General features: G+C 69.9%; 22 protein-coding genes. 13 read left to right on the forward strand and 9 right to left on the reverse strand.

Translation table 11 applies throughout. The features are described 5' to 3' along the window. Positions 1 to 247 precede the first annotated feature (247 nt). On the reverse strand, positions 248 to 478 hold the full coding sequence (locus tag ACIQTP_RS12595) for a hypothetical protein (RefSeq protein ID WP_075030622.1): 231 nt from the start codon (positions 476 to 478) through the stop codon (positions 248 to 250). 440 nt (positions 479 to 918) lie between these two features. Here ACIQTP_RS12595 and ACIQTP_RS12600 point away from each other — a divergent pair, with 440 nt between their 5' ends. From ACIQTP_RS12600 to ACIQTP_RS12625, 6 genes are all read left to right on the forward strand, one after another. After that, entirely contained in the window at positions 919 to 3042 is a 2124-nt protein-coding gene (locus ACIQTP_RS12600; RefSeq protein WP_352051115.1) for a DNA topoisomerase IV subunit B, read from the forward strand. A 526-nt stretch (positions 3043 to 3568) separates the two neighbouring features. Continuing rightward, a complete protein-coding gene (locus ACIQTP_RS12605) occupies positions 3569 to 4093 on the forward strand; it encodes a DUF1453 domain-containing protein (RefSeq protein WP_403399128.1) in 525 nt (174 codons plus the stop codon). Then, positions 4090 to 5241, forward strand: a complete 1152-nt coding sequence (locus tag ACIQTP_RS12610) for a sensor histidine kinase (RefSeq protein WP_403399130.1) — start codon at positions 4090 to 4092, stop codon at positions 5239 to 5241. The genes ACIQTP_RS12605 and ACIQTP_RS12610 overlap by 4 nt, the downstream gene beginning before the upstream one ends. Further along, positions 5238 to 5921 carry a response regulator gene (locus ACIQTP_RS12615; RefSeq protein ID WP_403399132.1) on the forward strand — a complete coding sequence of 228 codons (684 nt, stop codon included), beginning with the start codon at positions 5238 to 5240 and terminating at the stop codon, positions 5919 to 5921. Before ACIQTP_RS12610 ends, ACIQTP_RS12615 begins: the two co-directional genes overlap by 4 nt. 105 nt (positions 5922 to 6026) lie before the next feature. Continuing rightward, the gene (locus ACIQTP_RS12620; RefSeq protein ID WP_403399134.1) at positions 6027 to 6515 is read left to right on the forward strand and encodes a DUF485 domain-containing protein; all 489 of its coding nucleotides are present in this window, start codon (positions 6027 to 6029) and stop codon (positions 6513 to 6515) included. Next, positions 6512 to 8104, forward strand: coding sequence for a cation acetate symporter (locus ACIQTP_RS12625; protein ID WP_403399136.1), 1593 nt, complete (start codon positions 6512 to 6514; stop codon positions 8102 to 8104). Before ACIQTP_RS12620 ends, ACIQTP_RS12625 begins: the two co-directional genes overlap by 4 nt. 146 nt (positions 8105 to 8250) lie before the next feature. Here ACIQTP_RS12625 and ACIQTP_RS12630 read toward each other — a convergent pair whose 3' ends face one another. Continuing rightward, positions 8251 to 8943 (reverse strand): response regulator, encoded by a 693-nt coding sequence (locus tag ACIQTP_RS12630; RefSeq protein WP_403399138.1) that lies wholly within the window; start codon positions 8941 to 8943, stop codon positions 8251 to 8253. 161 nt (positions 8944 to 9104) lie between these two features. Here ACIQTP_RS12630 and ACIQTP_RS12635 point away from each other — a divergent pair, with 161 nt between their 5' ends. The 3 genes from ACIQTP_RS12635 to ACIQTP_RS12645 all read left to right on the forward strand — a co-directional run bounded on the left by ACIQTP_RS12635 (position 9105) and on the right by ACIQTP_RS12645 (position 12012). Next, on the forward strand, positions 9105 to 9920 hold the full coding sequence (locus tag ACIQTP_RS12635) for an ABC transporter ATP-binding protein (protein ID WP_054229902.1): 816 nt from the start codon (positions 9105 to 9107) through the stop codon (positions 9918 to 9920). Beyond that, a complete protein-coding gene (locus tag ACIQTP_RS12640) occupies positions 9910 to 10785 on the forward strand; it encodes an ABC transporter permease (protein ID WP_403399141.1) in 876 nt (291 codons plus the stop codon). The genes ACIQTP_RS12635 and ACIQTP_RS12640 overlap by 11 nt, the downstream gene beginning before the upstream one ends. A gap of 162 nt (positions 10786 to 10947) precedes the next feature. Next, positions 10948 to 12012, forward strand: a complete 1065-nt coding sequence (locus tag ACIQTP_RS12645) for an ABC transporter substrate-binding protein (RefSeq protein ID WP_403399143.1) — start codon at positions 10948 to 10950, stop codon at positions 12010 to 12012. Positions 12013 to 12098: 86 nt separating this feature from the next. Here the strand turns inward: ACIQTP_RS12645 and ACIQTP_RS12650 are convergent, their stop codons facing one another. The 4 genes from ACIQTP_RS12650 to ACIQTP_RS12665 form a co-directional block, all read right to left on the reverse strand. Next, positions 12099 to 12779 (reverse strand): response regulator, encoded by a 681-nt coding sequence (locus ACIQTP_RS12650; protein WP_402038683.1) that lies wholly within the window; start codon positions 12777 to 12779, stop codon positions 12099 to 12101. Beyond that, entirely contained in the window at positions 12776 to 14572 is a 1797-nt protein-coding gene (locus ACIQTP_RS12655) for an ATP-binding protein (RefSeq protein WP_403399146.1), read from the reverse strand. Before ACIQTP_RS12655 ends, ACIQTP_RS12650 begins: the two co-directional genes overlap by 4 nt. Before the next feature lie 119 nt (positions 14573 to 14691). Next, positions 14692 to 15636, reverse strand: a complete 945-nt coding sequence (locus tag ACIQTP_RS12660) for a sucrase ferredoxin (RefSeq protein ID WP_403399149.1) — start codon at positions 15634 to 15636, stop codon at positions 14692 to 14694. 99 nt (positions 15637 to 15735) lie between these two features. Continuing rightward, entirely contained in the window at positions 15736 to 17031 is a 1296-nt protein-coding gene (locus ACIQTP_RS12665; protein ID WP_403399151.1) for a citrate synthase, read from the reverse strand. Between the two features lie 110 nt (positions 17032 to 17141). Between ACIQTP_RS12665 and ACIQTP_RS12670 the strand changes: the two genes are divergently transcribed. Further along, positions 17142 to 18320, forward strand: a complete 1179-nt coding sequence (locus ACIQTP_RS12670) for a citrate synthase (protein WP_403399152.1) — start codon at positions 17142 to 17144, stop codon at positions 18318 to 18320. A 49-nt stretch (positions 18321 to 18369) separates the two neighbouring features. Here the strand turns inward: ACIQTP_RS12670 and ACIQTP_RS12675 are convergent, their stop codons facing one another. After that, positions 18370 to 19029 (reverse strand): DUF6082 family protein, encoded by a 660-nt coding sequence (locus ACIQTP_RS12675; protein WP_403399155.1) that lies wholly within the window; start codon positions 19027 to 19029, stop codon positions 18370 to 18372. A 149-nt stretch (positions 19030 to 19178) separates the two neighbouring features. Next, positions 19179 to 19415 (reverse strand): hypothetical protein, encoded by a 237-nt coding sequence (locus ACIQTP_RS12680; protein WP_402038669.1) that lies wholly within the window; start codon positions 19413 to 19415, stop codon positions 19179 to 19181. A 647-nt stretch (positions 19416 to 20062) separates the two neighbouring features. Between ACIQTP_RS12680 and ACIQTP_RS12685 the strand changes: the two genes are divergently transcribed. Then, complete coding sequence (locus ACIQTP_RS12685) at positions 20063 to 21202, forward strand: CobW family GTP-binding protein (protein ID WP_403399818.1); 1140 nt, start codon at positions 20063 to 20065, stop codon at positions 21200 to 21202. A gap of 1 nt (position 21203) precedes the next feature. Here the strand turns inward: ACIQTP_RS12685 and ACIQTP_RS12690 are convergent, their stop codons facing one another. After that, entirely contained in the window at positions 21204 to 23663 is a 2460-nt protein-coding gene (locus ACIQTP_RS12690) for a DNA topoisomerase (ATP-hydrolyzing) subunit A (RefSeq protein ID WP_403399157.1), read from the reverse strand. Positions 23664 to 23942: 279 nt separating this feature from the next. Here ACIQTP_RS12690 and ACIQTP_RS12695 point away from each other — a divergent pair, with 279 nt between their 5' ends. After that, positions 23943 to 25283, forward strand: a complete 1341-nt coding sequence (locus ACIQTP_RS12695) for a M16 family metallopeptidase (protein ID WP_402038665.1) — start codon at positions 23943 to 23945, stop codon at positions 25281 to 25283. Then, positions 25280 to 26668 (forward strand): M16 family metallopeptidase, encoded by a 1389-nt coding sequence (locus ACIQTP_RS12700; protein WP_403399159.1) that lies wholly within the window; start codon positions 25280 to 25282, stop codon positions 26666 to 26668. Before ACIQTP_RS12695 ends, ACIQTP_RS12700 begins: the two co-directional genes overlap by 4 nt. Positions 26669 to 26845 lie beyond the last annotated feature (177 nt).

Genomic DNA, 26845 nt, shown 5'->3' on the forward strand with positions numbered 1-26845 from the left:
CGGGGGGGGGGCGGGGGGGGGGGGGGGGGGGGCGCGCCCCCCCCCCCCCCCCCCCCCGCGCCCGCGGCGCGGGGCCCCCCCCCCCCCCCCGCCCCCCCCCCCCCCCCCCCCCCCCCCCACGGGCTCTGGTGGGTGCACCGCACCGCCGGGAAGCGGTACGCATACGGGCGGCCACCCCGAGTAGCAGGGTGACCGCCCGTACACCGGCCTATTGCCAGAGCTGGCTCGTCGTCGTTGACGCGAAGTGTCAGCGTTCTTCGTCGTTGGACGTTGCCGGGACCGACGTCAGTCGCTCCGTCTCGTCCTGTATCTCAGCGGCGATCTTCTTGAGTTCCGGCTCGAACTTACGCCCGTGGTGGGCGCAGAAGAGCAGTTCACCGCCGCTGAGGAGGACGACGCGCAGATATGCCTGGGCGCCGCAACGGTCGCAGCGGTCAGCGGCCGTCAGCGGGCTCGCGGGGGTCAGAACAGTAGTCACGTCGCCTCTTCTCTAGCTCGACGAGCTGTCGTACCAGGGTCAACATCCAACCAGGCCGAAAACGTTCCCGCTCGTGGCTTTTCCTCGAAAAATTCTTCCGGGGCGGCTGTCTGCTGCCGGGTGGCGGCGAATGAGCCGTATTACGTGTCTTTGTGTCTTACGGGTTCGCGCTGTCTGTCAGGGTCAGTCCTCCCCGGCTGGCTTGCCGGTTGTTCATGAGGACGTGCCCGGAGCCTAAATGGTTCATGCCTGGAAGGGAACGTGATATGTACTTCACTCCATCGAGGGATCGAACACTCATGCGAGCCTGGACTAGTCTGAGTTCATGCGAGGGTGGCGTTACAACGGCTCTACCAGGCCTCGGTACCCTCTGACCGGAGACCGAAGCCGGCCCCTTACCCAAAAGGGTCCCATCTGAAATTCAGCGAGGAGCGAACCGCGTGACCGCCGACACGTCCGTGCCGTCCACAGCGTTGCTGACCGGAGCAGACCGGGACGGTTCCAACTACACCGCGCGGCACCTGCTCGTCCTCGAGGGGCTCGAGGCCGTACGCAAGCGCCCCGGCATGTACATCGGCTCGACCGACAGCCGCGGTCTCATGCACTGCCTGTGGGAGATCATCGACAACTCCGTGGATGAGGCCCTCGGGGGCTACTGTGACCACATCGACGTGATCCTGCACGACGACGCCTCGGTGGAGGTGCGGGACAACGGCCGCGGCATCCCGGTCGACGTGGAGCCCAAGACCGGCATGTCGGGCGTCGAGGTCGTGATGACCAAGCTGCACGCGGGCGGCAAGTTCGGAGGCGGTTCGTACGCGGCCTCCGGCGGTCTGCACGGCGTGGGTGCCTCCGTGGTGAACGCGCTCTCCGCCCGTCTGGACGTCGAGGTGGACCGTGGCGGCCACACCCACGCGGTGAGCTTCCGTCGCGGCACCCCGGGAGCGTTCAAGGCGGACGGTCCCGAGGCCGCCTTCGATGCGACCAGCGGGCTGCGCAAGCTGAAGCGGATCCCCAAGACCCGCACCGGCACGCGCGTGCGCTACTGGGCCGACCGACAGATCTTCCTCAAGGACGCCAAGCTCTCCCTGGAGAACCTGCACCAGCGCGCCCGCCAGACCGCGTTCCTGGTGCCCGGTCTGACCATCGTCGTCCGTGACGAATACGGGCTCGGCGAGGGCGGCAGCAAGGGCGAGGAGTCCTTCCGCTTCGACGGCGGCATCAGCGAGTTCTGCGAGTACCTGGCCACCGACAAGCCCGTATGCGACGTCCTCCGCTTCTCCGGGCAGGGCACCTTCAAGGAGACCGTCCCGGTCCTCGACGACCATGGGCAGATGACGCCCACCGAGGTCACCCGTGAGCTGGGCGTCGATGTGGCGCTGCGCTGGGGCACCGGCTACGACACGAACCTCAAGTCGTTCGTGAACATCATCGCCACGCCCAAGGGCGGCACCCACGTCGCCGGTTTCGAGCAGGCCGTCGCCAAGACGATGAACGAGGTGCTGCGGGCCAAGAAGCTGCTGCGGGTCGCCGAGGACGACATCGTCAAGGACGACGCCCTGGAGGGCCTGACCGCCGTCGTCACCGTGCGCCTCGCGGAGCCGCAGTTCGAGGGCCAGACCAAGGAGGTCCTCGGTACCTCGGCGGCCCGCCGGATCGTGACGAACGTGGTCTCCAACGAACTCAAGGCCTTCCTGACCACCACGAAGCGGGACGCGGCCGCGCAGGCCCGGGTCGTGATGGAGAAGGCCGTCGCTGCCGCGCGTACGCGGATCGCGGCCCGCCAGCACAAGGACGCTCAGCGTCGGAAGACCGCCCTCGAGTCCTCCTCGCTGCCCGCCAAGCTCGCGGACTGCCGCAGCGACGACGTCGAGCGCAGCGAGCTGTTCATCGTCGAGGGAGACTCCGCGCTCGGCACCGCCAAGCTGGCCCGGAACTCCGAGTTCCAGGCGCTGCTGCCGATTCGCGGCAAGATCCTCAACGTCCAGAAGGCGTCCGTCACGGACATGCTCAAGAACGCCGAGTGCGGCGCGATCATCCAGGTCATAGGGGCCGGGTCCGGGCGGACGTTCGACATCGACGCGGCGCGGTACGGGAAGATCATCCTGCTCGTCGACGCCGACGTCGACGGCGCGCACATCCGGATTCTGCTGCTGACGCTGTTCCAGCGGTACATGCGGCCTATGGTCGAGGCGGGGCGGGTGTTCGCGGCGGTGCCGCCGCTGCACCGCATCGAGCTGAGTCAGCCCAAGAAGGGCCAGGACAAGTACGTCTACACGTACTCGGACCGTGAGCTGCGCGAGACGCTGCTGGAGCTGCAGCGCAAGAACGTGCGCTACAAGGACTCGATCCAGCGTTACAAGGGTCTTGGCGAGATGGACGCCGATCAGCTGGCGGAAACGACGATGGACCCGCGCCACCGGACGCTGCGGCGGATCAACATCTCCGACCTGGAGGCATCCGAGCAGGTCTTCGACCTGCTGATGGGGAACGATGTCGCTCCTCGTAAGGAGTTCATCTCCAGCTCTGCGGCGACGCTGGATCGGTCGCGTATCGACGCGTAGGCGCTGCGCCGGCGGTGCCGGGTGGCTGTGGTGGGTCGGGGCCGTGGCGGTACGTCGAGCCCGTCGCCGCCGGATCGGACGCGGGCCGGGCAAGGGAGCCGCTGCTCGATCCGGGCGTAAGCGACGCGCTTGCCACGCACCGCCACGGGCCCTTCCGTGGGAGGCCCGGCTGCGGGTGGGTGGGGCTGGGCGGCGTGCCGTTTCCCGCGCCCGTGAGAAGGGTTGGCGTGCGTCCTTCAGCCCGTCCGGCGTTTGACGACGAGGCCGTTCAGGCCGACAGGGGGGTCTGGGGGGGCGCAGCCCCCAGGGATGGGACGGGTAACGGGCAGCGGCGGCGGGGGCGAGGAGCGCGGTTGGCGGGTGCGGGCCGTGGGGGCTCCACCCGTGGGTGGAGGGGCGGGGTGGGTGTGGATCCACCCGCGATCCACCCCGGCTCCGATCTGCTGAGCTGCCGATTTCCGTAGCGTCGAAGGCGTCGACAGCGCTCGCTGTCGGGACCCGTTCTTCCTCGCCCACGGAGGTCGTGATGTCCGGGCTCGTCAATGCCTTGGTGATCCTCGCCGTTGTTGTGCTGGTCGTCGCGCGCCAGTTCCGTACGCGCAGGATCAGCACGGACAGGCGCTGGTGGATCGTGCCCGCCGTCCTGGCCGTGATCGCTCTGCGTGAGCCGGGCCTGATCGACATCCACCATCGGACCGAGGCGATTCTGCTGCTGGGGACGGAGCTGTTCATCGGGCTGGCCATCGGAGCCGCGTGGGGGTGGACGACACGGATATGGGCGGAGCCGGATGGTTCGCTGTGGAGCAAGAGCACCAAGGCCAGCGCGGCTGTCTGGGGTGTGGGCATAGCCCTGCGCCTGGGGCTGTTCGGCATCGGCACCCTGCTGGGCGTCCATCAGGACAGCTCCGCCCTGCTGCTCGCCCTCGCGGCCACTCTGCTGGTCCGCTCCGGGATTCTGGCCTGGCGCTCTCAGTCTCTGCACCCGGCCGTCGCGCAGGCGACGGCGTACGGTGACGACGTGCCCCAGGGCTCGTGGAAGGAGCGCGTGTGACGGAGAACGCCTTGAAGCGCTGGCCCTCCCGCGAGGCGCTGTCCCGAGCCGGAGTGGCCAAGCCCAGGCGCGCGCTCGCCTGGGCCGCGCGCCTCTTCGCCCTCGGCCTGCTCCTGTGGACGACCTTCACGAGCGGTCATCTGGGCGCCTGGAAGATCGCGGCGGGCGTTTTGGGGGTCCTCGTCTGCGGGCTGGCGGCGTGGGCCTTCTGGCGGACCACGCTCGAACACCGTTTGCTGCCGTCTCTGGCACTGTTTGCCCTGCTGCTCGCGATCGCGACGGTGGGAGTGAGCACGGGCTTCCGGGTGCCGGCCATCGTTCTGTGGTGCGGGTGCGCCGTCAGCGCCACAGAGAGGCTGCCTCTCGCGGCGGCACTGCCTGCCGCCTCCGTGGCACTGGGCGCGTTCGCGGCGGTCAACAACGACGTCTGGCTGACCACGGCGGCCACCGCGGGGGGTCTGGCCCTGGCCGGATACGTGCTGCGTCTCGACGCGGAGGCCCGCGGCAGTGCCCAGCGGTTGCTCGCTCAGGAACGGGCGGCTCGTGTGGCCGAGGCGGAGTCCGCGGCGCTCGCGGAGCGGGCCAGGATCGCGCGGGAGATCCACGACGTCCTGGCGCACAGTCTCTCGGCGCAGATGGTGCATCTGGAGGCGGCCCGGCTGCTGATCGAGCGGGGTGCCGACCGGGAGCAGATCCTCGAGCGGGTGGTGGCTGCACGTGGGATGGCCCGTGAGGGGCTGGCCGAGACCCGGCAGGCGCTCTCCGCCCTTCGGGGGGAGATGTCCCCGGTGGAGGACTTCCTGAGCGAGCTGGTCGCCACGGCGGACGGCGCCGACATCACCGTCGCGGGTGAACGGCAGCCGCTGCCCGCCGAGGCATCGCAGGCGGTGCGCAGGGTGGCGCAGGAAGCCCTGACGAACGTCCGCAAGCATGCGCCGGGCGCCAAGGTCCATATGCGGCTCGAGTACGGCGAGCACGAAGTGACCCTGGGCGTACGGGACTCGGGAGGACCGCCGGGCGAACTCAGCGGTGCGGGTGCCGGGTACGGTCTGCTGGGCATGCGGGAGCGTGCCGAGCTGCTGGGCGGCTCGTTGGAGGCGGGGCCGGACGAGGAGGGGTTCGTGGTGACGCTGAGGGTGCCCGTATGACGGAGGAGGAGACCAGGAAGCCGGCTCGGGTCGTGGTGGCGGACGACCAGACCGTGGTGCGCGAAGGCATTGTGATGCTGCTGGGCCTGCTGCCGGGGATCGAGGTCGTGGGTGCGGCCGGGGACGGCCACGAGGCCGTGGCACTTGTGGCCGAGCTCGCCCCGGACGTCGTGCTGATGGACCTGCGCATGCCGCGCTGCGACGGCGTGGAGGCGACCCGGCGCATTCGCGCCGAGCATCCGGGGACACAGGTCGTCGTGCTCACCACGTACGCGGACGACGAGTCGCTGTTCCCCGCGCTCAGAGCGGGAGCCCGTGGCTATCTCACCAAGGACGCGGGCGGTGACGAGATCGTGCGCGCGGTGGAGAGCGTGCTGTCGGGGGACGCCGGACTCTCGCCGAGTATCCAACGGCGACTGCTGGAACGGCTGTCGGAGCCGGCGCCCGCGGCCGATGTGCCCGTGGAGCCGCCCGATGGGCTCACCACGCGGGAGACCGAGGTGCTGCTGCTGATCGCCGAGGGCCTCACCAACCAGGAGATCGCTCGCAGGCTGCATGTCTCCACCGCCACCGTGAAGACCCACATCAACAACCTCTTCGCCAAGACGGGCCTCAAGGACCGTGCTCAGGCGGTGCGGTACGCCTTTGGGAAGGGTCTCGTACGGCCACCGACGCGATGAGTCACCTGATGGGGTGAAGAGCGCGGAGAGAAGAGTCCGGGATCTTCCCGATCTGTCCATCCTTGGGCACGCGACCGAAAAAGGGTCGCGGACAAGGAGAGTTCGGTGGAGAAGCACGACGGTCGCGATACCGGGGAGGTCCGGTTCGATGACCCCTGGTACGACGCGCTCGCCTCCGGCTGGGGTGAGTTGGACGGCACGGGCGCGCCCGCTCCCACCGTGCCGTCCGCGCGCCTGGAGCACGAAGGCCGCACGGGGGGGACGGCCGACGTCTATCTGGAGGTGCAGCGCAGCGCGGCCTTCCAGGAGGTGCGCAGCCGGTACCGGAGGTTCGTGGTGCCGGGCGTCGCCGTGTTCTTCACCTGGTACGTGGGCTATGTGGTGACGGCGACGACGGCGCCCGGGTTCATGGCCCGGCCCGTCGCCGGCGCGGTGAACGTGGCGATGGTGGCGGGGCTCGGGCAGTTCCTCAGCACGTTTCTGCTCACCTGGGCGTACGCGCGGCATGCGCGGCTGCGCAGGGACCGGGCCGCGCTCGATCTGCGTTGGGACACCCAGGAGCTGACCCGGAGCGTCAGAGGCGGTGAGCGGTGACCGGTAACCATCAGACGCTCGCGCTGCTGCTGTTCAGCGCGTTCGTGGCCGTGACGCTGGGGATCACGACGTGGGTAAGTCGCAACCGGCACGGGTCGGCCGAGGAGTTCTATGCAGGCGGCCGGTTGTTCTCGCCGATGGAGAATGGTTTTGCCATTTCGGGCGACTACATGTCGGCGGCGTCGTTCCTGGGGGTCACCGGGCTCATCTCGCTCTACGGCTACGACGGGCTGCTGTACGTCGTCGGGTTTCTCGTCGCTTGGCTGGTCGTCCTGTTCCTGGTAGCCGAACTGGTGCGCAACTGCGGGCGGTTCACGCTCGCCGACGTTGTCGCGGCCCGGATGAACGAACGGCCGGTGCGGATCGCGGCGGGAACCTCCTCGGTGACCGTGTCCGTTCTGTATCTGGTGGCGCAGATGGTCGGGGCGGGCAGCCTGGTCGCGCTGCTGCTGGGAGGCTCGAGCGAGGCCGCGCGGAACTGGACGGTGGTCGGCGTCGGCGCGCTCATGGTGATCTATGTGTCGCTGGGAGGGATGCGGGCCACCACGTGGATTCAGATCGTCAAGGCGGTCCTGTTGCTGAGCGGTTCCATCGCCTTGACCGTGCTCGTCCTGGTGCGGTTCCACGGGGACGTGAACGAGTTGCTGCGTTCGGCGGCGGAGCGCAGCGGGCACGGTGACGCGTTTCTCGCACCCGGGTTGAAGTACGGCGGGGACTGGACGGCGCGCTTCGACTTCATCAGCCTGGGGCTCGCGCTGGTGCTCGGAACGGCCGGGCTGCCGCACATCCTGTCGCGTTTCTACACCGTGCCCACCGCACGGGCCGCGCGGCGCTCGGTGGTCTGGTCGATCGGGCTCATGGGGGGTTTCTACCTGATGACGATCGTGCTGGGCTTCGGCGCGGCGGCGATCGTCGGCCCGGAGGCGGTGCGGGGAGCGAACGCGGCGGGCAACACGGCGGTTCCGCTGCTCGCGCTTGATCTGGGCGGCGGCGCGAACTCTGCGGGAGGAACGGTTCTTTTTGCCGTCGTCGCGGCCATTGCCTTCGCAACGATCCTCGCGGTCGTCGCCGGGATCACCCTGGCGTCCTCGGCGTCCGTGGCCCACGACCTCTATGCCTCGCTGCGCCGTCGGCATGCGAAGCCCCGCAGCGAGGTCGCCGTGGCGCGTACGGCGGCGGTGGGCATCGGGGTGGTCGCGATCGCGCTCGGGCTGCTGGCCCGCGACCTGAACGTGGCCTTCCTGGTGGGCCTTGCCTTCGCGGTCGCCGCGTCCGCGAACCTGCCGGTGCTGTTGTACTCGCTGTTCTGGCGGAGTTTCACGACCCGCGGCGCCGTCTGGGCCGTGTACGGGGGCCTGGTACCCGCGCTGCTGCTCGTCCTGCTGTCGCCGGTGGTGTCGGGGAGTCCCGATTCGCTGTTCCCGAGCGTGGACTTCCAGTACTTCCCGTTGCAGAACCCCGGCCTGGTGTCGATTCCGCTCGGCTTCCTGGCGGGCTGGCTGGGCACGGTCACGTCCGCGGAGCCCCCGGACGAGGCCAAGCACGCGGAGACCGAGGTGCGCTCGCTGACAGGAGCTGGGGCGGTCTGAGGCGGCCTCAGGTGAGTGTCCGGGGGGCGCCCCCCAGCGAGCGGGGGCGCCCCCCGGCGACGTACGGCCCAGCGACGTACGGAGTGCGCCGGGTGGGTGCCAGCCATGGGCTCGACGTGGGGCAGACGGGAATGCGACGACAGGACTTAGGGCGCCAGCCAGGCGTACCGGTGTTCCGGGCGGCCAGTGTCGCCGTACTTGAGCGAGAGGCGCAGCCGTCCCGCCTGTTCGAGGTGGCGCAGATAGCGTTGGGCGGTGGAGCGGCTGAGCCCGGTCTCGGCCGCGACCTCGTGGGCCGACAGCGGCTGGCTCGCGCGGTGGAGGACACCGCAGATCAGGTCCGTGGTGGGTTCCGAGTGGCCGCTGGGCAGCCCCGGCGACGACGGGACGGGCGTGGTGCGCAGGGCGCTGAAGATCCGGTCGACCTGCTCCTGACCCGCCACGCCGCGCCCGCCGACCCGGTCGACGGTGCGCCGCAGGGCCGCGTACGAGTCGAGGCGGGTGCGCAGCGCGGCGAAGGTGAACGGCTTGACCAGATAGTGCAGGGCGCCCAGGCGCATCGCGGCCTGCACGGTTGTCACATCGCTGGCCGCGGTGATCATGATGACGTCGGTGCCGTGGCCGCGTTCGCGCATGCGGTGTACCAGTTCGAGGCCCGTCTGATCGGGCAGATAGTGGTCGAGCAGTACCAGGTCGACGGGCGCGCGCTCCACGGCGGCCAGGGCCTGGGCAGCGCTGTGCGCGCGGGCGGCCACCCGGAATCCGGGAACCTTCCCCACGTACTTCGCGTTGATCTCAGCGACGCGGAAGTCGTCGTCCACGACCAGGACGTCAATCATCGGGCCTCTTTCTCTCAAGGCCTGGCGAGCGTTAAGCCCGTGTTTCGGCTCCGCTGTTGTAGCGCGAGCAAAACGAGCACAACAGACTCTTGCAAGCATAAGAAGGCCTTGCGCCCAGAAGACTGATGCTGTGGCCCGCGCCACATCTACGGTCCCGGGCCATGAGCGCAGACACCAGCCCCGCCATTGAGCTGCGGGGCGCGAGCAAGATCTTCAAGACCCCGTCAGGGGGTCTGCACACGGCGGTCAGGGAGCTCGATCTGACCATCGGCCGTGGCGAGTTCGTGGCGGTCGTCGGCCCCACCGGCTGCGGGAAGTCCACCACCCTGACCTTGGTGAGCGGTCTGGAGGAGCCCACCGAGGGCGAGGTCCTGGTGGCCGGTGAGCCGGTCGCGGGCGTCGGCGACAAGGTCGGTTTCGTCTTCCAGCAGGACGCCACCTTCCCCTGGCGCACGGTCCTGTCCAACGTCATGGCGGGCCCGCGATTTCGCGGTGTGCCGAAGACGGAGGCCAAGCAGCGGGCCCGCGAATGGCTGGCCAGGGTCGGTCTGTCGGCCTTCGAGGACCGCTACCCGCACCAACTCTCCGGCGGTCAGCGCAAGCGCGTCGCCCTCGCCGCGACCTTCGTCAACGACCCCGAGATCCTGCTGATGGACGAGCCGTTCTCGGCGCTCGACGTGCAGACCAGGGCCCTGATGTCGGACGAGCTGCTGGAGCTGTGGGAGGGCACGGGTGCCTCGGTCGTCTTCGTCACCCATGACCTGGAGGAGTCCATCGCGCTCGCCGACAAGGTCGTCGTGATGACCGCGGGCCCCGCCACCGTGAAGCAGGTCTTCGACATCGATCTGCCGAGGCCGCGCAAGGTCGAATCGGTGCGCCTGGAGCCGCGGTTCATCGAGATCTACCGCGAGATCTGGGAGTCCCTCGGTGAAGAGGTCCGCATCACCCGAGAGAGGGGCGCCGCGAATGTCGCCTGACGTCATGCCCGAGACCGTCGTCGCGGCGACCGCCACCGAGCCCGCCAAGCCGGGACGCGCCCACTCCCGTGCCCGTGCCGCCCGTCGACGCAGGATGATCGTCGCCGTCGCCCGTGCGGTGCTCCTGGTCGCCGTGCTCGGCCTGTGGGAGGTGTTCGCACGCGCCAAGATCATCGACCCGTTCAACTTCTCCATGCCGTCGAAGATCTGGGACCAGGTCTACACCTGGGTGACCCACGGGACGGCGCTCGGCTCACTCGGCGAGCAGGTCTGGTACACGCTCCAGGAGGCACTGCTCGGCTGGGTCATCGGAGTCGTGGCCGGCGTGGTCTTCGGTATCGCGCTGGGCCGCATCGCCTTCCTCGCCGATGTCCTTGGTCCATACATCAAGGTGCTCAACTCCATACCCAGGATCGTCCTGGCGCCGATCTTCGTGATCTGGTTCGGGCTCGGGCCGGCCTCCAAGGTCGCCTCGGCCGTGGTCCTGGTCTTCTTCCCGGTCTTCTTCAACGCGTTCCAAGGCGCCCGTGAGGTCGACCGCAACCTCGTCGCCAACGCCCGGATCCTGGGGGCGAGCGACCGCCGGGTGACGCTCCAGGTCGTCATCCCCTCCGCCACCTCGTGGATCTTCACCAGCCTCCACGTCAGCTTCGGCTTCGCCCTCATCGGTGCGATCGTCGGCGAGTACATCGGCGCCACCAAGGGCATCGGCCTGCTCGTCGCGCAGTCCCAGGGCACCTTCAACGCGGCCGGTGTGTACGCCGCGATGGTCATCCTCGCCGTCGTCGCCCTGCTGGCCGAAGGGTTGCTCACCTTCGCCGAGCGCCGCATCTTCCGCTGGAAGCCGTCGGACTCCGAGAGCTGATCGGCGGACGACAACACCCGCCCACGGAGCCGGAGTTCCTCTCGGAGCTCTTCTGGGCGCCCGATCTCCTCTCAGCGCTCTCCAGGGTGCCCCCTTTTTCGCTCAGCGCTCTCCAGGGCACCCCTTTTCCCGCACTGCCCTCTCACAAGGACGTGACCCATCATGCGCAAGACCGCCAGATACTCCGCGCTGGCAGCCGCCGGTCTGCTCGCCCTCTCCTCGCTCACCGCCTGCGCCAACGACGCGGCCTCCACCACCGCCGACTCCGGCAGCAACGGGGGCGGCGGCAAGGGGGAGCACGTCAAGATCATGGTCGGTGGCCTGGACAAGGTCATCTACATGCCGGCGATGCTTACGCAGCGGCTCGGCTACTTCAACGACGAGGGTTTGAATGTCGAACTCCTGAGTGAGCCGGCCGGTGTGCAGGCGGAGACCGCACTCGTGTCGGGACAGGTCCAGGGCGCCGTCGGCTTCTACGACCACACTCTCGACCTGCAGACCAAGGGCAAGGCCGTGGAGTCCGTCGTGCAGTTCTCGCACGCGCCCGGTGAGGTGGAGATCGTCTCCAACAAGCGCGCGGACGACCTCACCTCGCCCAAGGACTTCAAGGGCAAGAAGCTCGGCGTCACGGGGCTCGGTTCCTCCACCGACTTCCTCACCAAGTACCTCGCGGTCAAGAACGGTGTGAAGGTCAGCGAGTTCGCGCCGGTCGCCGTGGGCGCGGGTCCGACCTTCGTCTCGGCGCTCCAGAAGGGGGCCATCGACGGCGGCATGACGACGGACCCGACCGTCGCCACGGTCCTGCAGAAGGGCCTCGGCAAGGTGCTCATCGACATGCGTACGCCGAGCGGATCGCAGGAGGCGCTCGGCGGGCCGTATCCCTCGTCCAGCCTCTACATGCAGACGGACTGGGTGAACGGCCACAAGGAGACGGTCCAGAAGCTGGCCAACGCCTTCGTGAAGACCCTCAAGTGGATGTCCACGCACAGCGCCTCCGAGATCGCCGCCAAGATGCCCGCCGACTACTCCCAGGGCAACAAGACGCTCTACGCGACCGCCATCCAGAGCACGCTGCCGATGTTCACCAAGGACGGCGTGATGCCCGTGGACGGCCCTGCGACCGTCGAGAAGGTGCTCAAGGCGTTCAACCCCAACATCAAGAACGCCAAGGTGGACCTGAGCAAGACGTACACCACGGAGTTCGTGAAGAAGGCCGTCACTGGCTAAGGCCGCCGCGGGCCCGGAGCGGGGCGCGGCCTCTTCCCCCGCCCCGTGGCCGCCTCTTCAGGACCTCCCCCTCTTCGGCCGTGCCCTCAGGCGCGGGTCGCCCAGACGTAGCGATGCTCCGGGCGGCCCGCGTCGCCGTATTTGAGGGTCAGCCTGGCCCGTCCCGTGCGCTCCAGGAGCTTCAGATAGCGCTGGGCGGTCTGGCGGCTCAGCCCGGTCTCCTCGGCGATCTCCTGGGCCGACAGCGGCCCCTCGGCGGTCACCAGGGCCCGCCGGACGAGCTCCGCGGTCGTGGGGGAGTGTCCTTTGGGCAGGTTCGGCTCCGCACTCGCCGACAGGGCGCCGAAAATCCGGTCCACCTGGGCCTGTTCGGCCTCGCCGCCGCCGTCGAGTGTGCGGCGCAGATCCGCGTACGCCTCCAGCTTGGCGCGCAGGCCCGCGAAGGCGAACGGCTTGACCAGGTACTGGAGGGCGCCCTGCCGCATGGCCGCCTGGACGGTCGAGATGTCGCGGGCCGCGGTCACCATGATGACGTCGGTCTGGTGGCCGCGCCGCCGCATCTCCTGGACGACCGCGAGGCCCGTCTCGTCGGGCAGGTAGTGGTCCATGAGGACCAGGTCCAGGTGGGGCAGGGTCTCCATCCGGTGCAGCGCCTCGGCGGCGCTGTGCGCCTCGCCGGCGGCACGGAAGCCCGGCACCTTGTCGACGTACGCGGCGTTGACCCGCGCGACCCGCGTGTCGTCGTCCACGACCAGGACTTCGATCATCGCGACTCCTCCTCGGCGGTCGTGGCGGCGGTGGCGCCGGTGGTGTCCTTGGAGAACGCGTCCGGCTGTCGTACGAGTTCCGGTGCGGGCCCGCGGCCGGGTTCGCCCTCCGGGCCCGGCACGAGGCCTTCTGTCGGCACGAGACCTTCCGCCAACATGGGACCTTCCGCCGACCCGAGACCGGCCTCCGTGAGCGCTTCCGGCAGTACGACCGTGAACTGCGCGCCCCCTCCGTCGGCCTCCGCCGCCTCCGCGCTGCCTCCTTGCCGCTCGGCGAGCCGGCGCACCAGGGAGAGCCCGAGTCCGCGTTTGCCGTGCGCGGGTGGCTTCTTGGTGGACCACCCGTCCGTGAAGATCAGCTCTCGCCGCTCCGCCGGAATTCCGGGCCCGGTGTCCCGTACGCGCAGTACGGCCGTGCGTCCCTCGGCGCGCAATTCGACCTCCACACGCGCGTGCGGGGTGCCCGCGACGGCGTCGAGTGCGTTGTCGACCAGGTTGCCCACGACGGTGACCAGCCCCCGCGGGTCGACCAGCCGGTCGGGCAGCCGGGTACCGTCCGCGACCCAGAGCGCCACCCCGCGCTCGGCCGCCACCGTGGCCTTGCCGACCAGCAGGGCGGCCAGCAGCGGATCGTGGATCTTCTCGGTGACCTGCTCCGCGGTGACCCTGTGGTCGCCGACCACCTCGCCGACGAACTCCACGGCGTCGTCGTACATCTCCAGCTCGAGCAGCCCCAGGACCGTGTGCATCCGGTTGGCGTGCTCGTGGTCCTGCGCGCGCAGGGCGTCGATCAGACCGCGGGTCGAGTCGAGTTCACGGCCCAGCTGCTCCAGTTCCGTGCGGTCGCGCAGGGTGGCCACGGCGCCGCCGTCGTCGGTCGGCATGCGGTTGGCGACCAGGACGCGCTGACCGCGCACCGTCAGCAGATCCGTGCCGGTGACCCGTCCGGCCAGCACATCGGTCGTGCGGCCCGGCCCGAGCGCGTCGTCGAGCGGCCGGCCGATGGCCTGCGCGTCGAGCCCGAGCAGGCGCTGCGCCTCGTCGTTGAGGAGCCGTACGCGGCCGGCACGGTCCAGGGCGATGACGCCCTCCCGAATGCCGTGCAGCATCGCCTCGCGCTCCGCGAGCAACGCCGAGATGTCGGAGAAGGCCAGGTCACGGGTCTGCCGCTGGACCCGTCGGGAGAGCAGGTACGCGGCGAACGCGCCGACGGCCAGCGCCCCGCCCGCGTACGCGAGGAGTTCCGGGATCGCGTGGATCAGCCGGGCGCGCACACTGTCGTACTTGATGCCCACCGAGACCGCGCCGATGATGTGCCCGTCGGCGTCGCGCAGCGGTACCTTGCCGCGGGCCGAGCGCCCCAGCGTGCCGGTGTCGATCTCCATGACGTCCTTGCCGGCCAGGGCCTTCCTGGGGCTGGTCGAGACGACCTCGCCGATCTGTGAGGTGTCCTTGTGCGACCAGCGCACCCAGTGCGTGTTCATCACCACGACGTACTCGGCCCCGCTGGCCTTGCGGATCCGTTCCGCGGCGACCTGTACGGGGCCCTTCACGGACGGCAGGGTCGTCTGCAGGTCCCTGGCGATCTGCGGCTGGGCCGCCGTGGTCTGCGCGATCGCGAGCGCCCGGCGCATGGCCTCGTCGTCGAGCTGGGCGCTGAGCGGGGCGAGGAACAGCCCGGTCACGAGCACGGCGACCCCGGCGGCTATCGCCACCTGCATCAGCAGCACCTGTGAGAACGCCCGCCGCGGCAGACCGAGGCGCAGTCGTCGTGCGGGGGGAGTGGGGCTCATACCCATGACGGTACGGGGGAGCGCGCGCCGCGCCGAAGGGAGTGTGGCGTGGATCTCTTGAGCGGCGTGTGGGGAAGCCGTGGTCGGCGGGTATGGGCCGGCCCGTTCAGGAGCTTCGGTCAACAGGCCATGGGGATCGCGGCCCGGGGCATCTCCCGTACGGCCACCACGTCCATCCGGGCCGGGGAACCCAGTGCCGAACCGCAGCTCTCCGGGCGGGGCGGCAGTGAGGCGCCCTGCGCGACGATGACGCGCCACAGGCGCCCGTCGGTGTGGGCGACGGTCACCTCCCAGCGCGGCGCCGCGCCGTCCGTGCGCACGACGCCGAGGGCTTCCGCGGCGTGCTCTCCGCAGGCCCTGCGCACGGCCAGCTCCGCCGCCTGCCCGGGCCGCTCCCACGCCGAGTTGCCACGGCAGCCCTCCGTGACGACGCGGCCCTGCCGTACGCCCTGGAGGATCTCCTTGACCGCGTGGGCCTCGGCCCGCCCATAGGCGTAGCCGAACGGCAGGACGAGCAGGGTGGGCGAGAAGCGGTGACCGCCGAGGTGGGTGACCTCCCACGCGCCCGCCACGCCCGAGGCGGCGAGTTCCGCCGCGAGGGGCCGGCCCAGGAGTGCGCAGCAGCGGTCGCGCTTGCCGTTGGTGCAGACGAGCGCGAGCGGGTCGCCCGTGTGGCGCCGACCCTGGAGCGCCGTGTCGAAGGTGCGCGGGTCTCCCGTGCCGAGCGCGGTGAAGTCCAGGTCGAGCAACCGCTCGGGAGCGCACGTCGTGGCGCTGTGCAGCCACACGTTGCCCGGGGCGGTGTGAGCCGCGTACACCTGGCGCTCGGCGGGCGTACCGCAGTCGGCGTGCCGCCCGGGGCGGCGGATGAGTGCGATCCGCACCCCGGTGTCCTGGGCCGCGGCCTCGAGTGCGCGGCCGAGCGCCGGGTCCAGGTGGCTCGACGTGAGCGCCTTGGCACCCCAGGGGCCCGGCTGTTCGAGGAGCAGCCATGTCCTCGCGGTCGCCGCGGTCCCCGCGAGGGGCTCGTCGAGGTCCCGGGACACGGTCGTGCACGTACTCACAGAGGTGAGCCTAACCTGACTTCGCCCAGGGAGACTTCCGACCGTGCGTATGGGGGCGCACTTTGGGCGCATTCGGAGCGCTGTGGGGCGCTCCGGGGCTCACTCGGGGAGTGGCTGCGGCGGCCGCGCCCCTACGTAGTGGCCACTCGGGCGCATGCGAAGCGGGCGTTCCTCGTACTCCTCCAGGGTGTGGGCGATCCATCCCGCTGTTCGCGCGACGGCGAAGACCGTCTCCCCGGCGGAGGCGGACATGCCGGAGGAGACCGTGAGGACGGCCAGCGCCAGGTCGACATTGGCGTGCAGGGGAGTGTGCCGGGCGGTGGTGGTCACGATGTCCTGGGCCGCCGCCAAGGCGGGCGCCGCGCCCGGGACCTCCTCCAGGAGGACGAACAGGGCACGCGCGCGCGGGTCCTCGCCGGGGTAGAGCCGGTGGCCGAGCCCGGGGACACGGCGTCCGGCGCGCAGCTCGTCGGCGACCACGGGAGCCGCGGTGCCCTGGTCGAGGACGTCGAGGAGCAGCCGGTGGGCGAGACCGCTGGCCGCGCCGTGCAGCGGGCCTTCGAGCACGCCGAGGCCCGCCGAGACGGCGGCGTACGGGTGTGCCCGCGCCGAGGCGGCGACCCGCACCGCGAGCGTCGAGGCGGCCAGGTCGTGGTCGACGAGCAGGCCGAGTGCCGTGTCCAGCACTCGAAGTGACGCCTCGTCGGGAGTCCGGCCGGTAAGGCGTCCCCACAGCCGGTGGGCCAGCGGGCCTTCGTCGCGGTGGTCGTGACGCAGGGGCGGGAGGGCGGCGACGAGGGTGGGGATGAGGGTGCGCGCGGTGCCGAGGACGGCGCTCTCCGAGAGGTCGAAGCGCAGTGGATCGGCGGCCGAGGCGGCGATCGCGGCGACCCGGAGCCGGTCCGTGGGGCCGCTGTGCTCGGGCAGCGCGTCCACGGCGCGGCGGGCGGCGGTGACGGACGCCTCCGGGGCGGTGAACGTGACGCCGGGGCGCAGCTCTCCGGTCCACAGCCATTCGGCGATCTCTTCGTAGGAGTGACGCGCGGCCAGCTCGGTCGCGTCGACGCCTCGGTAGTAGTACCGGTCCTTGTCGATGAGAGTGATGTGGGTACGGACGGACAGCTCGCCGCCGGTGTTCGAACTCCCGCTGGACCCACGTCTGTTGCGCCGAGCCAGCGCCGCCACCTCCTTGGCGTCGAAGGTGCTGCCGCGACCTCCGGGGTCGCGGCGGCTGCTGAGCTGACCGCGGCTCACGTACGCGTACACGGTCTCGGGCTTCACGCCGAGCAGCTCGGCGGTCTCCCGGGTGCTGAGCCGCCGACCTTCGTGGCCTCGGGGGTCTTCGTGGCCTCCGTGGCCTTCGCGTGTCAACCCTGCCGGTTCTCGATCCCTCATGGACGCCACCGTATCTGTGCATCGATCTATGTATCAGTATATTGATTCAATCAATATTGACAGGGATTGAGTCAAGCATGGACAGTCGCATCAAGTTCAGGGAGGAAAGCATGCCGAACAACCGGGCAACGACCGCACCGCCCATCACCCCTGTCGACATACCGAGGGGACTCTCGGGCGTCGTCGTCACCGACACCACGCTGGGCGACGTCAGGGGGCGGGAGGGCTTCTACCACTACCGCCAGTACTCGGCCGTCGAACTCGCGCAGACCCGCGGGTTCGAGGACGTCTGGCATCTACTGGTCCACGGTGAACTGCCGGACGCGGCGCGCGGTGCCACCTTCGCCGCGCGGACCGCGGCACTGCGTGGGCTGCCGGACGAGGTGCGCGCGGCGCTGCCGGCGATCGCCGCGGCGACCGGTCCGTCCGGACCGCTCGCGGGACTGCGGACCGCGTTGTCGCTGCTCGGCGCGGCGTTGGGGTTCCGGCCGGTGTACGACATCGACGTCGACCGGCGTCGTGCGGACACGCTGGCGGCGTGCGCGGCCGTGCCGACGCTGCTCACCGCGCTGTTTCGGCTCGGGCGGGGGCTGGAGCCGGTGGAACCGCGTGACGACCTGCGGTACGCCGCGAACTACCTCTACATGCTGACGGGCTCGGAGCCGGACCCGGCGCAGGCTCGGGCGGTCGAGCAGTACTTGATATCAACCATTGATCACGGATTCAACGCGTCAACCTTCACCGCGCGGGTGATCACGTCGACGGGGGCGGACGTGGCCGCGTGCCTGGTGGGTGCGGTCGGGGCGCTGTCGGGCCCGCTGCACGGTGGTGCGCCGAGCCGGGCTCTGGACACCCTCGATGCGATCGGCACCTCCGACCGTATCGACTCCTGGATCCGTGAACGAGTCCTCGCGGGCGATCGCATCATGGGCTTCGGGCACGCGGTGTACCGCACCGAGGACCCCCGCTCCCGCATGCTCCGCGGTATCGCCCGGCAGTTCGGCGGTTCTCTGGTCGATCTCGCCGTCGAGGTCGAACACCGGGTGGAGGCGATCCTGGCCGAGCTGAAGCCCGGCCGCGAACTCCACACCAACGTGGAGTTCTACGCGGGCGTGGTCATGGAACTGTGCGGCCTCCCGCGGGAGATGTTCACCCCCACCTTCGCCGCGGCCCGCGTCGTCGGCTGGAGCGCCAACATCCTGGAACAGGCGGAGGACCCGAAGATCATCCGTCCGGCGGCACGGTATGTGGGGAAGCCGGCCCCGGCACCGGTTCCCGACGCCTCTTGACGGGCCATCGGCCGACTCACCCCGGAGCGGCGGCTTCCGCAGCCTGAACTCACTGGGTTGCGGGAGTGCTCGGCGGCTCGAAGTAGTCGCGGGTGAGGAGAGGCGGACCTGCGGCGACAGCGGTCGTGTAAGCCTTCTCCGCGAGGTTGACGAATCGCCGCTGCCGAGCATGACGACTCTCGTTGAAGTAGGCGCGCCAGGACGGTCCACTGTTGTGCCAGTAGGCGCGGCCGATCTCGCCACGGAAGTAGTCGCTGAGCACGGCGAGCATGGTGCGGTCGTCGTAGAGCCCCAGCTTGTAGTCGCTGCTCCACATGCTGACGATCAAGTTGGCGACGAGGAGCTGCCGCCACCGTTCTTCCGTCATGCGCGTGTTGGGCGGCTCCCAGCACACTTGGTACGCGGGGTCGCTCAGGGTGAGAAGAACCAACTCCCGGTGTGCCGAGCGATGGGCTTCCTCGTTCTGTATGTGGGTCTGCCGTGCCTGATAGACGAGGGAAAGCGCCACACCGATCAGGGCTGCCGCGGAGACGAAGGCGGAGATGGCGCCGTACGTCTGACTGATGTCGCTCAGCCGCCCCCAGTCCAGATCTTTGGGGGCCAGGGAGTTCAACGCGAACGGGGTCGCGAGGACGAGGGCCACGACGGCAATACCGACGCTGCCCCAATGGAGCCCGTACTGTCTGACCGTTCCGCGGTTGCTGGGCATCCTCCCCCCCTGTCGCTGCGGAGTCTCGCTGCGCGGCGGAGCACCATCTTCGCGGGTCTTCACCGTCGCGACAAGCAGGGAACCCGCTGGGCAACGGTCTGCCGCTGTCGCAGTGGCAGACCGTTGCCCGAGCCAGGGGTCCGTCTCGGTCACGCGGCCGGAATGTCGGCCTTCGCGCGGACGAGGGTTTCCCGGGTGATGATGACGATGCGCTCGTAGTCTGCACGCGCGGAGTCGGGCGGCAGTTCGCTCTCGAGAGCGGCTGTGGCGTCGGTGCCGATGACGGCGAAGCTTCCGTCGCTCAGTTCGAAGATGTCAGGGCAGGTCTGCCCAGTGGCGCAGTTGCGCTCCCGAGGGGAGACTCCGAGTCGACGCACGATCTTCAACGGCGGGTCCTGGTTCAGTCGGGGGTGGGCCGTGAGGGTGCGCTGGACGCGGCCAGGGCTGATGGCCTTGTGCTCGTGTCCAGCGGCGCGCTCATGAGTGGGCTGTCCTTGTGGGGACGCATCCTTGCTCAGAGAAGTGCCGCGCTGGTCCATGTGTCGTTTCCGGAGCGGACTGCGGGCAGGCTACCCGGGTGCCAAGCCGGGTGTCCGCGAAGTGCGGCAGGTGCAGGTTGCCTGGATGTATCAGTTTATCGACATGCGGTAGTTCGCTCGTCGCTCGGCCAACTCGGTTCGTGGTCCTTGACGTTTCCCGATGTCGCCAGGCGGATCTGATCGCCGGGGAGGCGGAGACGAGGCGCACGCAGGGAGGTACAGGTGGCGGCAGTGCCACGCCGGCCGTGTGCTCCGCGAGCGCCGCCGGCAATCGTTCACTTCGCGGGGATTCTCCCACTCGTATCCTTGGTCGGCAGCCATTCCCCGTACGAGCGCCGGTGTACGAGCCGTCCTCGTCCAAGAGCCGGTTCATGAGCCGGTGCACGCGTCGGTGTGAAAGAGGTCGCCCGTTGAGCCAGCCCAGCCCGCAGCAGGTCCCGACCGACCAGACCTCGGGTCAGGTCCCTATCGACCAGACCTCAGGTCAGGTCCCGATCGACCAGGCCTACGGTGACCAGTTCCACGTCGACGGAACGTCCGCCCGGCAGATCCCGGTCGTCGTCCTCGCCGGCTTTCTAGGCTCAGGCAAGACCACCCTGCTCAACCACCTCCTGCACCGCAGCGGAGGCAGCCGAATCGGCGCCGTCGTCAACGACTTCGGGGCGATCGAGATCGATGCGATGGCCGTGGCCGGGGCGCTGGGGGACTCCACCGTCTCGCTGGGGAACGGATGCCTGTGCTGCGCCGTCGACGCCAGTGAGCTCGACGAGTACCTCGAGCGGCTGACCCGGCCCTCGGCCCGCATCGACGTCATCGTCATCGAGGCGAGCGGCCTCGCCGAGCCCCAGGAACTCGTGCGGATGGTGCTGGCCAGTGAGCATCCGCGGATCGTCTACGGGGGCCTCGTCGAGGTGGTCGACGCGGCCGAGTTCGACGGTACGCGCGAGAAGCATCCCGAGATCGACCGGCATCTCGCCCTCGCCGACCTCGTCGTCGTCAACAAGATCGACCGTGCCGACGACGGTGAGCGCGTGCTGCGTACCGTACGCGGGCTTGTCGACCGGGCCGCCGTCGTGCCCGCCACCTACGGCCGCGTCGACCCCGAGTTCCTCTTCGACTGCAGGCCGAGCGAGGAGCGCATCGGGCAGCTGTCCTTCGACGACCTCCACCGGCACGACGAGAGCGAACCCCAGGGGCACCACGACCACCTGCACTCCGCCTACGAATCCCTCTCCTTCAGCTCCGAAGTGCCGCTCGGTCCCCGGGAGTTGATGGACTTCCTCGACAGCAGGCCCGAGGGGCTCTACCGCATCAAGGGTTACGTCGATTTCGGCGTCCAGGACCGGGCCAACCGGTACGCCGTGCATGCCGTCGGGCGGTTTCTGCGCTTCTACCCGGAGCCCTGGGCCCTGGCCGAGGCACGCCTCACCCAGCTCGTGCTGATCGGCTCCGGCATCGACACCACGGCTCTGACCAAGGAGCTGGAGGCGTGCAAAGCGGACGCCCCACACGCCGACGAACACAGCATGTGGGGCGTCCTCCGCTACGTGCGGGACAGCCACGCACAGGACCACTACGCACAGGACAGCCACGTACAGGACGCGGAGCCCGACGGTCTCGAAGAGACCGGTTGATCTACACCGGGCCCGCCACCACCGACACCGTCTTCGCCAGCGACACTCCCGAGCCGTCACGGCGCGGGTCGATCTCCGGCAGCTCGGCCGGCGTGCCGTTCTTCTGCGCGGCCCGCGCCGGAACCGCGCCCGCCCAGGCCAGCGAGAGGCAGTCCTCGCCCTTCAGGAACCGCTGGCAGCGCACGCCACCCGTGGCGCGGCCCTTGCGCGGGTACTGGTCGAAGGGCGTCAGCTTGGCCGTGGTCTGGACGGAGTCGTCCAGCGTGCCGCGCGAGCCCGCCACCGTGAAGACCACCGCGTCCACCGCCGGGTCGACCGCGGTGAAGGAGATCACCTTCGCGCCCTCGGTGAGCTTGATGCCCGTCATGCCGCCCGCCGCCCGGCCCTGCGGGCGGACCTGCGAGGCCTGGTAGCGCAGCAGCTGGGCGTCGTCGGTGATGAAGACGAGGTCCTCCTCGCCGGTGCGCAGTTCGACCGCGCCGACGATCCTGTCGCCGTCCTTGAGGGTCATGACCTCCAACTCCTCCTTGTTCGAGGGGTAGTCGGGGACCACACGCTTCACGATGCCCTGTTCGGTGCCGATCGCCAGGCCGGGCGAGGACTCGTCGAGCGTCGTCAGGCAGACCACCGTCTCGCCCGGCTCCAGGGAGGACAGGAACTCCGCGATCGGCGCGCCTCCGGAGAGGTTGGGCGCCGACGCCGTCTCCGGCAGTCGCGGCAGGTCGATCACGTTCAGCCGGAGCAGACGGCCCAAGGACGTGACCGCCCCGATCTCGCCGCGGGCCGTCGCCGGGACCGCGGAGACGATCAGATCGTGCTTGGTGCGCTTGGCGTCCTCGGCCTCCCCGAAGGGGTCGCCATTGGCCGTACGGGCCAGCAGACCCGTCGAGGACAGCAGCACCCGGCACGGGTCGTCGGCCACCTGGAGCGAGACCGTCGCGGCGGGGGTGCCCGCGGACTCCAGCAGCACCGTGCGCCGGTCGGTACCGAACTTCTTGGCGACCGCGGCCAGTTCTCCGGAGACCAGTTTGCGCAGCTCGGCGTCCGAGTCCAGGATGCCGGTCAGCTCGTCGATCTCGCCGTTGAGCCGGTCGCGCTCCGACTCCAGCTCGATGCGGTCGAACCTGGTCAGGCGGCGCAGCGGCGTGTCCAGGATGTACTGCGTCTGGATCTCGGACAGGGAGAAGTGCTCGATCAGGCGCTCCTTCGCCTGCGCCGAGTTGTCGCTGGAGCGGATGAGGCGGATGACCTCGTCGATGTCCAAGAGGGCGACGAGAAGGCCCTCGACCAGGTGGAGACGGTCGCGCTTCTTGCTGCGGCGGAACTCACTGCGGCGGCGCACGACGTCGAAGCGGTGGTCGAGATAGACCTCGAGGAGCTCCTTGAGGCCCAGGGTGAGCGGCTGGCCGTCCACCAACGCCACGTTGTTGATGCCGAAGGACTCCTCCATCGGCGTCAGCTTGTAGAGCTGCTCCAGGACCGCTTCCGGCACGAAGCCGTTCTTGATCTCGATGACCAGGCGTAGTCCGTGTGAACGGTCGGTGAGGTCCTTCACATCGGCGATGCCCTGGAGCTTCTTGGCGTTGACCAGGTCCTTGATCTTGGTGATCACCTTCTCCGGGCCGACGGTGAAGGGCAGTTCGGTGACGACGAGGCCCTTGCGGCGCGCCGTGACGTCCTCCACCGACACCGTGGCGCGGATCTTGAAGGTGCCGCGGCCCGACTCGTAGGCGTCCCTGATCCCGTTGAGGCCGACGATCCGGCCGCCCGTGGGCAGGTCGGGGCCCGGCACGTACTTCATCAGCGTGTCCAGGTCGGCGCCCGGATAGCGGATCAGGTGGCGGGCGGCCGCGATGACCTCGCCGAGGTTGTGCGGCGGCATGTTCGTCGCCATGCCGACGGCGATCCCGGACGAGCCGTTGACCAGCAGGTTCGGGTACGCCGCCGGAAGGACGTCGGGCTCCCGCTCCTGGCCGTCGTAGTTCGGCGCGAAATCGACCGTGTCCTCGTCGATGGACTCGGTCATCAGTGACGTGGCGTCGGCCATCCGGCACTCGGTGTAACGCATGGCGGCCGGCGGGTCGTCATTGCCGAGCGAGCCGAAGTTGCCGTGGCCGTCGACCAGCGGCAGGCGCATGGAGAAGGGCTGGGCCAGGCGCACCAGCGCGTCGTAGATCGACGCGTCGCCGTGCGGGTGGAGCTTACCCATGACCTCGCCGACGACGCGGGCGCACTTCACATAGCCGCGGTCGGGGCGCAGCCCCATCTCGTTCATCTGGTACACGATGCGGCGGTGCACGGGCTTGAGGCCGTCACGGGCGTCCGGCAGGGCTCGCGAATAGATGACCGAGTACGCGTATTCGAGGAAGGAGCCCTGCATCTCGTCCACGACGTCGATGTCGAGGATCTTCTCCTCGTACGAGTCGTCGGGCGGCGGGGTCTTCGTGCTGCGGCGGGCCATCGCTGCTGCGGCTCCTTCACAGTCTCTGCCGGGGCATGAACGGGTTCTGACGCGCACCATTGTGGACCGCCGCACTGACAACGCCGACCGCGACCCGTCCATAGAGGCTCCACGGCGCCCCGTTCCGATCGCTCACGGTGAACGGAAGTCCGGCCTCCCACCTCAGGAATTCTCGCTCTCGGCGTACGAGGTGCGGGAACTTCGCCACCTGTCGGCGCGCTTGCATACAGTGGCAGGACCGGCAGGAATTCTGCAGTTTCCGCGATCGAAGGGACGTACATGCCCATGGGTCACACGGCCACAGCTGAGGCAGGCTCCGGCGGCCTGACAGCGACCGAGCACCGCCTGGCCAACGGCCTGCGCGTGGTGCTCTCCAAGGACCACCTGACCCCGGTCGCGGCGGTGTGCCTCTGGTACGACGTCGGCTCACGGCACGAGGTCAAGGGCCGTACCGGCCTTGCTCACCTTTTCGAGCACCTGATGTTCCAGGGCTCCGGTCAGGTGAAGGGCAACGGCCACTTCGAACTGGTGCAGGGCGCGGGCGGCTCCCTCAACGGAACGACGAGCTTCGAGCGCACCAACTACTTCGAGACGATGCCCGCCCACCAGCTGGAGCTCGCCCTCTGGCTGGAGGCCGACCGCATGGGCTCGCTGCTGGCCGCCCTCGACGACGAGTCCATGGAGAACCAGCGGGACGTCGTCAAGAACGAGCGCCGCCAGCGCTACGACAACGTGCCCTACGGCACCGCCTTCGAGAAGCTGACCGCACTCGCCTACCCCGAGGGCCACCCGTACCACCACACCCCGATCGGGTCGATGGCGGACCTGGACGCGGCGACCCTGGAGGACGCGCGCGCCTTCTTCCGCACCTACTACGCGCCGAACAACGCGGTGCTCTCCGTGGTCGGGGACATCGACCCGGAGCAGACGCTCGCCTGGATCGAGAAGTACTTCGGCTCCATCCCCGGGCACGACGGCAAGCCCGCCCCGCGCGACGGTTCGCTGCCCGAGGTCATCGGCGAGCAGCTGCGCGAGGTCGTCGAGGAGGAGGTTCCGGCGCGCGCCCTGATGGCCGCCTACCGGCTCCCGGAGGACGGCTCGCGTGCGGCCGACGCGGCCGACGTGGCGCTCACCATCCTCGGCGGCGGCGAGTCGTCCCGGCTCTACAACCGGCTCGTACGCCGCGACCGCACCGCCGTCGCGGCCGGGTTCGGCCTGCTGCGCCTCGCCGGAGCGCCCTCCCTGGGCTGGCTGGACGTGAAGACGTCCGGTGACGTCGAGGTCCCGGTGATCGAGTCCGCCGTCGACGAGGAGCTCGCCCGGTTCGCCGAGGAGGGTCCCACGGACGAGGAGATGGAGCGCGCCCAGGCCCAGTTGGAGCGCGAGTGGCTGGACCGGCTCGGCACGGTCGCGGGCCGCGCCGACGAACTGTGCCGGTACGCCGTCCTGTTCGGCGACCCGCAGCTCGCCCTGACGGCCGTACAGCGCGTCCTGGACATCACGGCCAAGGAGGTCCAGGAGGTCGCCAAGTCCCGCCTGCGCCCCGACAACCGCGCGGTGCTCGTGTACGAGCCGGTCGCAGCCGACACCACCGAAGAGGACGAGGAGGCGGCGAAGTGACCGAGCTCGCCACCATGGACTTCCACCCGCAGCCCCAGGCGGGTCAGCCCAAGCCCTGGGCCTTCCCGGCGCCCGAGCGCGGCACGCTGGACAACGGCCTGACCGTGCTGCGCTGCCACCGCCCCGGCCAGCAGGTCGTCGCCGTCGAGGTGCTGCTCGCCGCGCCGCTGGAGGCCGAGCCCGCGGGCCTCGACGGCGTCGCCACGATCATGGCGCGCGCCTTCTCCGAGGGCACCGACAAGCTCTCCGCCGAGGAGTTCGCCGCCGAGCTCGAGCGCTGCGGCGCCACTCTCGACGCGCACGCCGACCACCCCGGCGTACGGCTGTCGCTCGAAGTGCCCGTCTCGCGCCTGCCCAAGGCGCTCGGGCTGCTCGCCGACGCCCTGAGGGCACCGGCGTTCGCGGAAAGCGAGGTCGAGCGGCTGGTGCGCAACCGGCTCGACGAGATCCCGCACGAGACGGCCAACCCGGCCCGGCGTGCCGCAAAGGAGCTCTCCAAGGAGCTGTTCCCGGCGACCTCGCGCATGTCGCGCCCGCGCCAGGGAACCGAGGAGACCGTCCAGAAGATCGACTCGACGGCCGTACGCGCCTTCTTCGACAAGCACGTACGTCCCGCCACGGCCGCCACCGTGATCGTCGGCGACCTGACCGGAGTCGACCTCGACGCGCTGCTCGCCGAGACGCTGGGCGACTGGACCGGCTCGTCCGCCGAGCCGCGCCCCGTGCCGCCGGTGGCCGCCGACGACACCGGCCGTGTGATCATCGTGGACCGCCCCGGCGCGGTCCAGACGCAGCTGCTCATCGGCCGCGTCGGCGCCGACCGGCACGACCGTGTGTGGCCCGCCCAGGTGCTCGGCACGTACTGCCTCGGCGGCACCCTCACCTCGCGCCTGGACCGCGTCCTGCGCGAGGAAAAGGGCTACACCTACGGTGTGCGGGCGTTCGGCCAGGTCCTGCGTGCCGCGCCGGACGGAACCGGTATCGCGATGCTCGCCATCAGCGGCTCCGTGGACACCCCGAACACCGGCCCGGCGCTCGACGACCTCTGGAAGGTGTTGCGCACCCTCGCCGCCGAGGGCCTGACGGACGCCGAGCGCGACATCGCCGTACAGAACCTGGTGGGGGTGGCGCCCCTCAAGTTCGAGACCGCGGCGGCCGTCGCGGGCACGCTCGCGGACCAGGTCGAGCAGTACCTGCCGGACGACTACCAGGCGACGCTGTACCAGCAGCTCGCCGCGACCGGCACCGTGGAGGCCACCGCGGCCGCCGTGAGCGCCTTCCCGGTGGACCGTCTGGTGACCGTCCTCGTAGGTGACGCCGCGCAGATCCAGGAGCCCGTCAAGGCCCTCGGAATCGGTGAAGTGACCGTCGTTTCAGCGGAGTAGAGGTTCGGCGGAGCAGCCGCTCAGTAGCGGCCGGCGGGAAGCCGAGCCGCACGCGGAGCGGAAGAGCGTGACTCCGTAGGGCCCGGGTGACCGAAGAGTCGCCCGGGCCCCTTTTTGCTCGGATTTCCGCTCGGGTTCCGCTCGGCCTTCATCCCCAAGATGTCCGTATTGGTAGGG

The sequence above is a fragment of the Streptomyces sp. NPDC090798 genome, assembly GCF_044768965.1.
Taxonomy (GTDB): Bacteria; Actinomycetota; Actinomycetes; order Streptomycetales; family Streptomycetaceae; genus Streptomyces.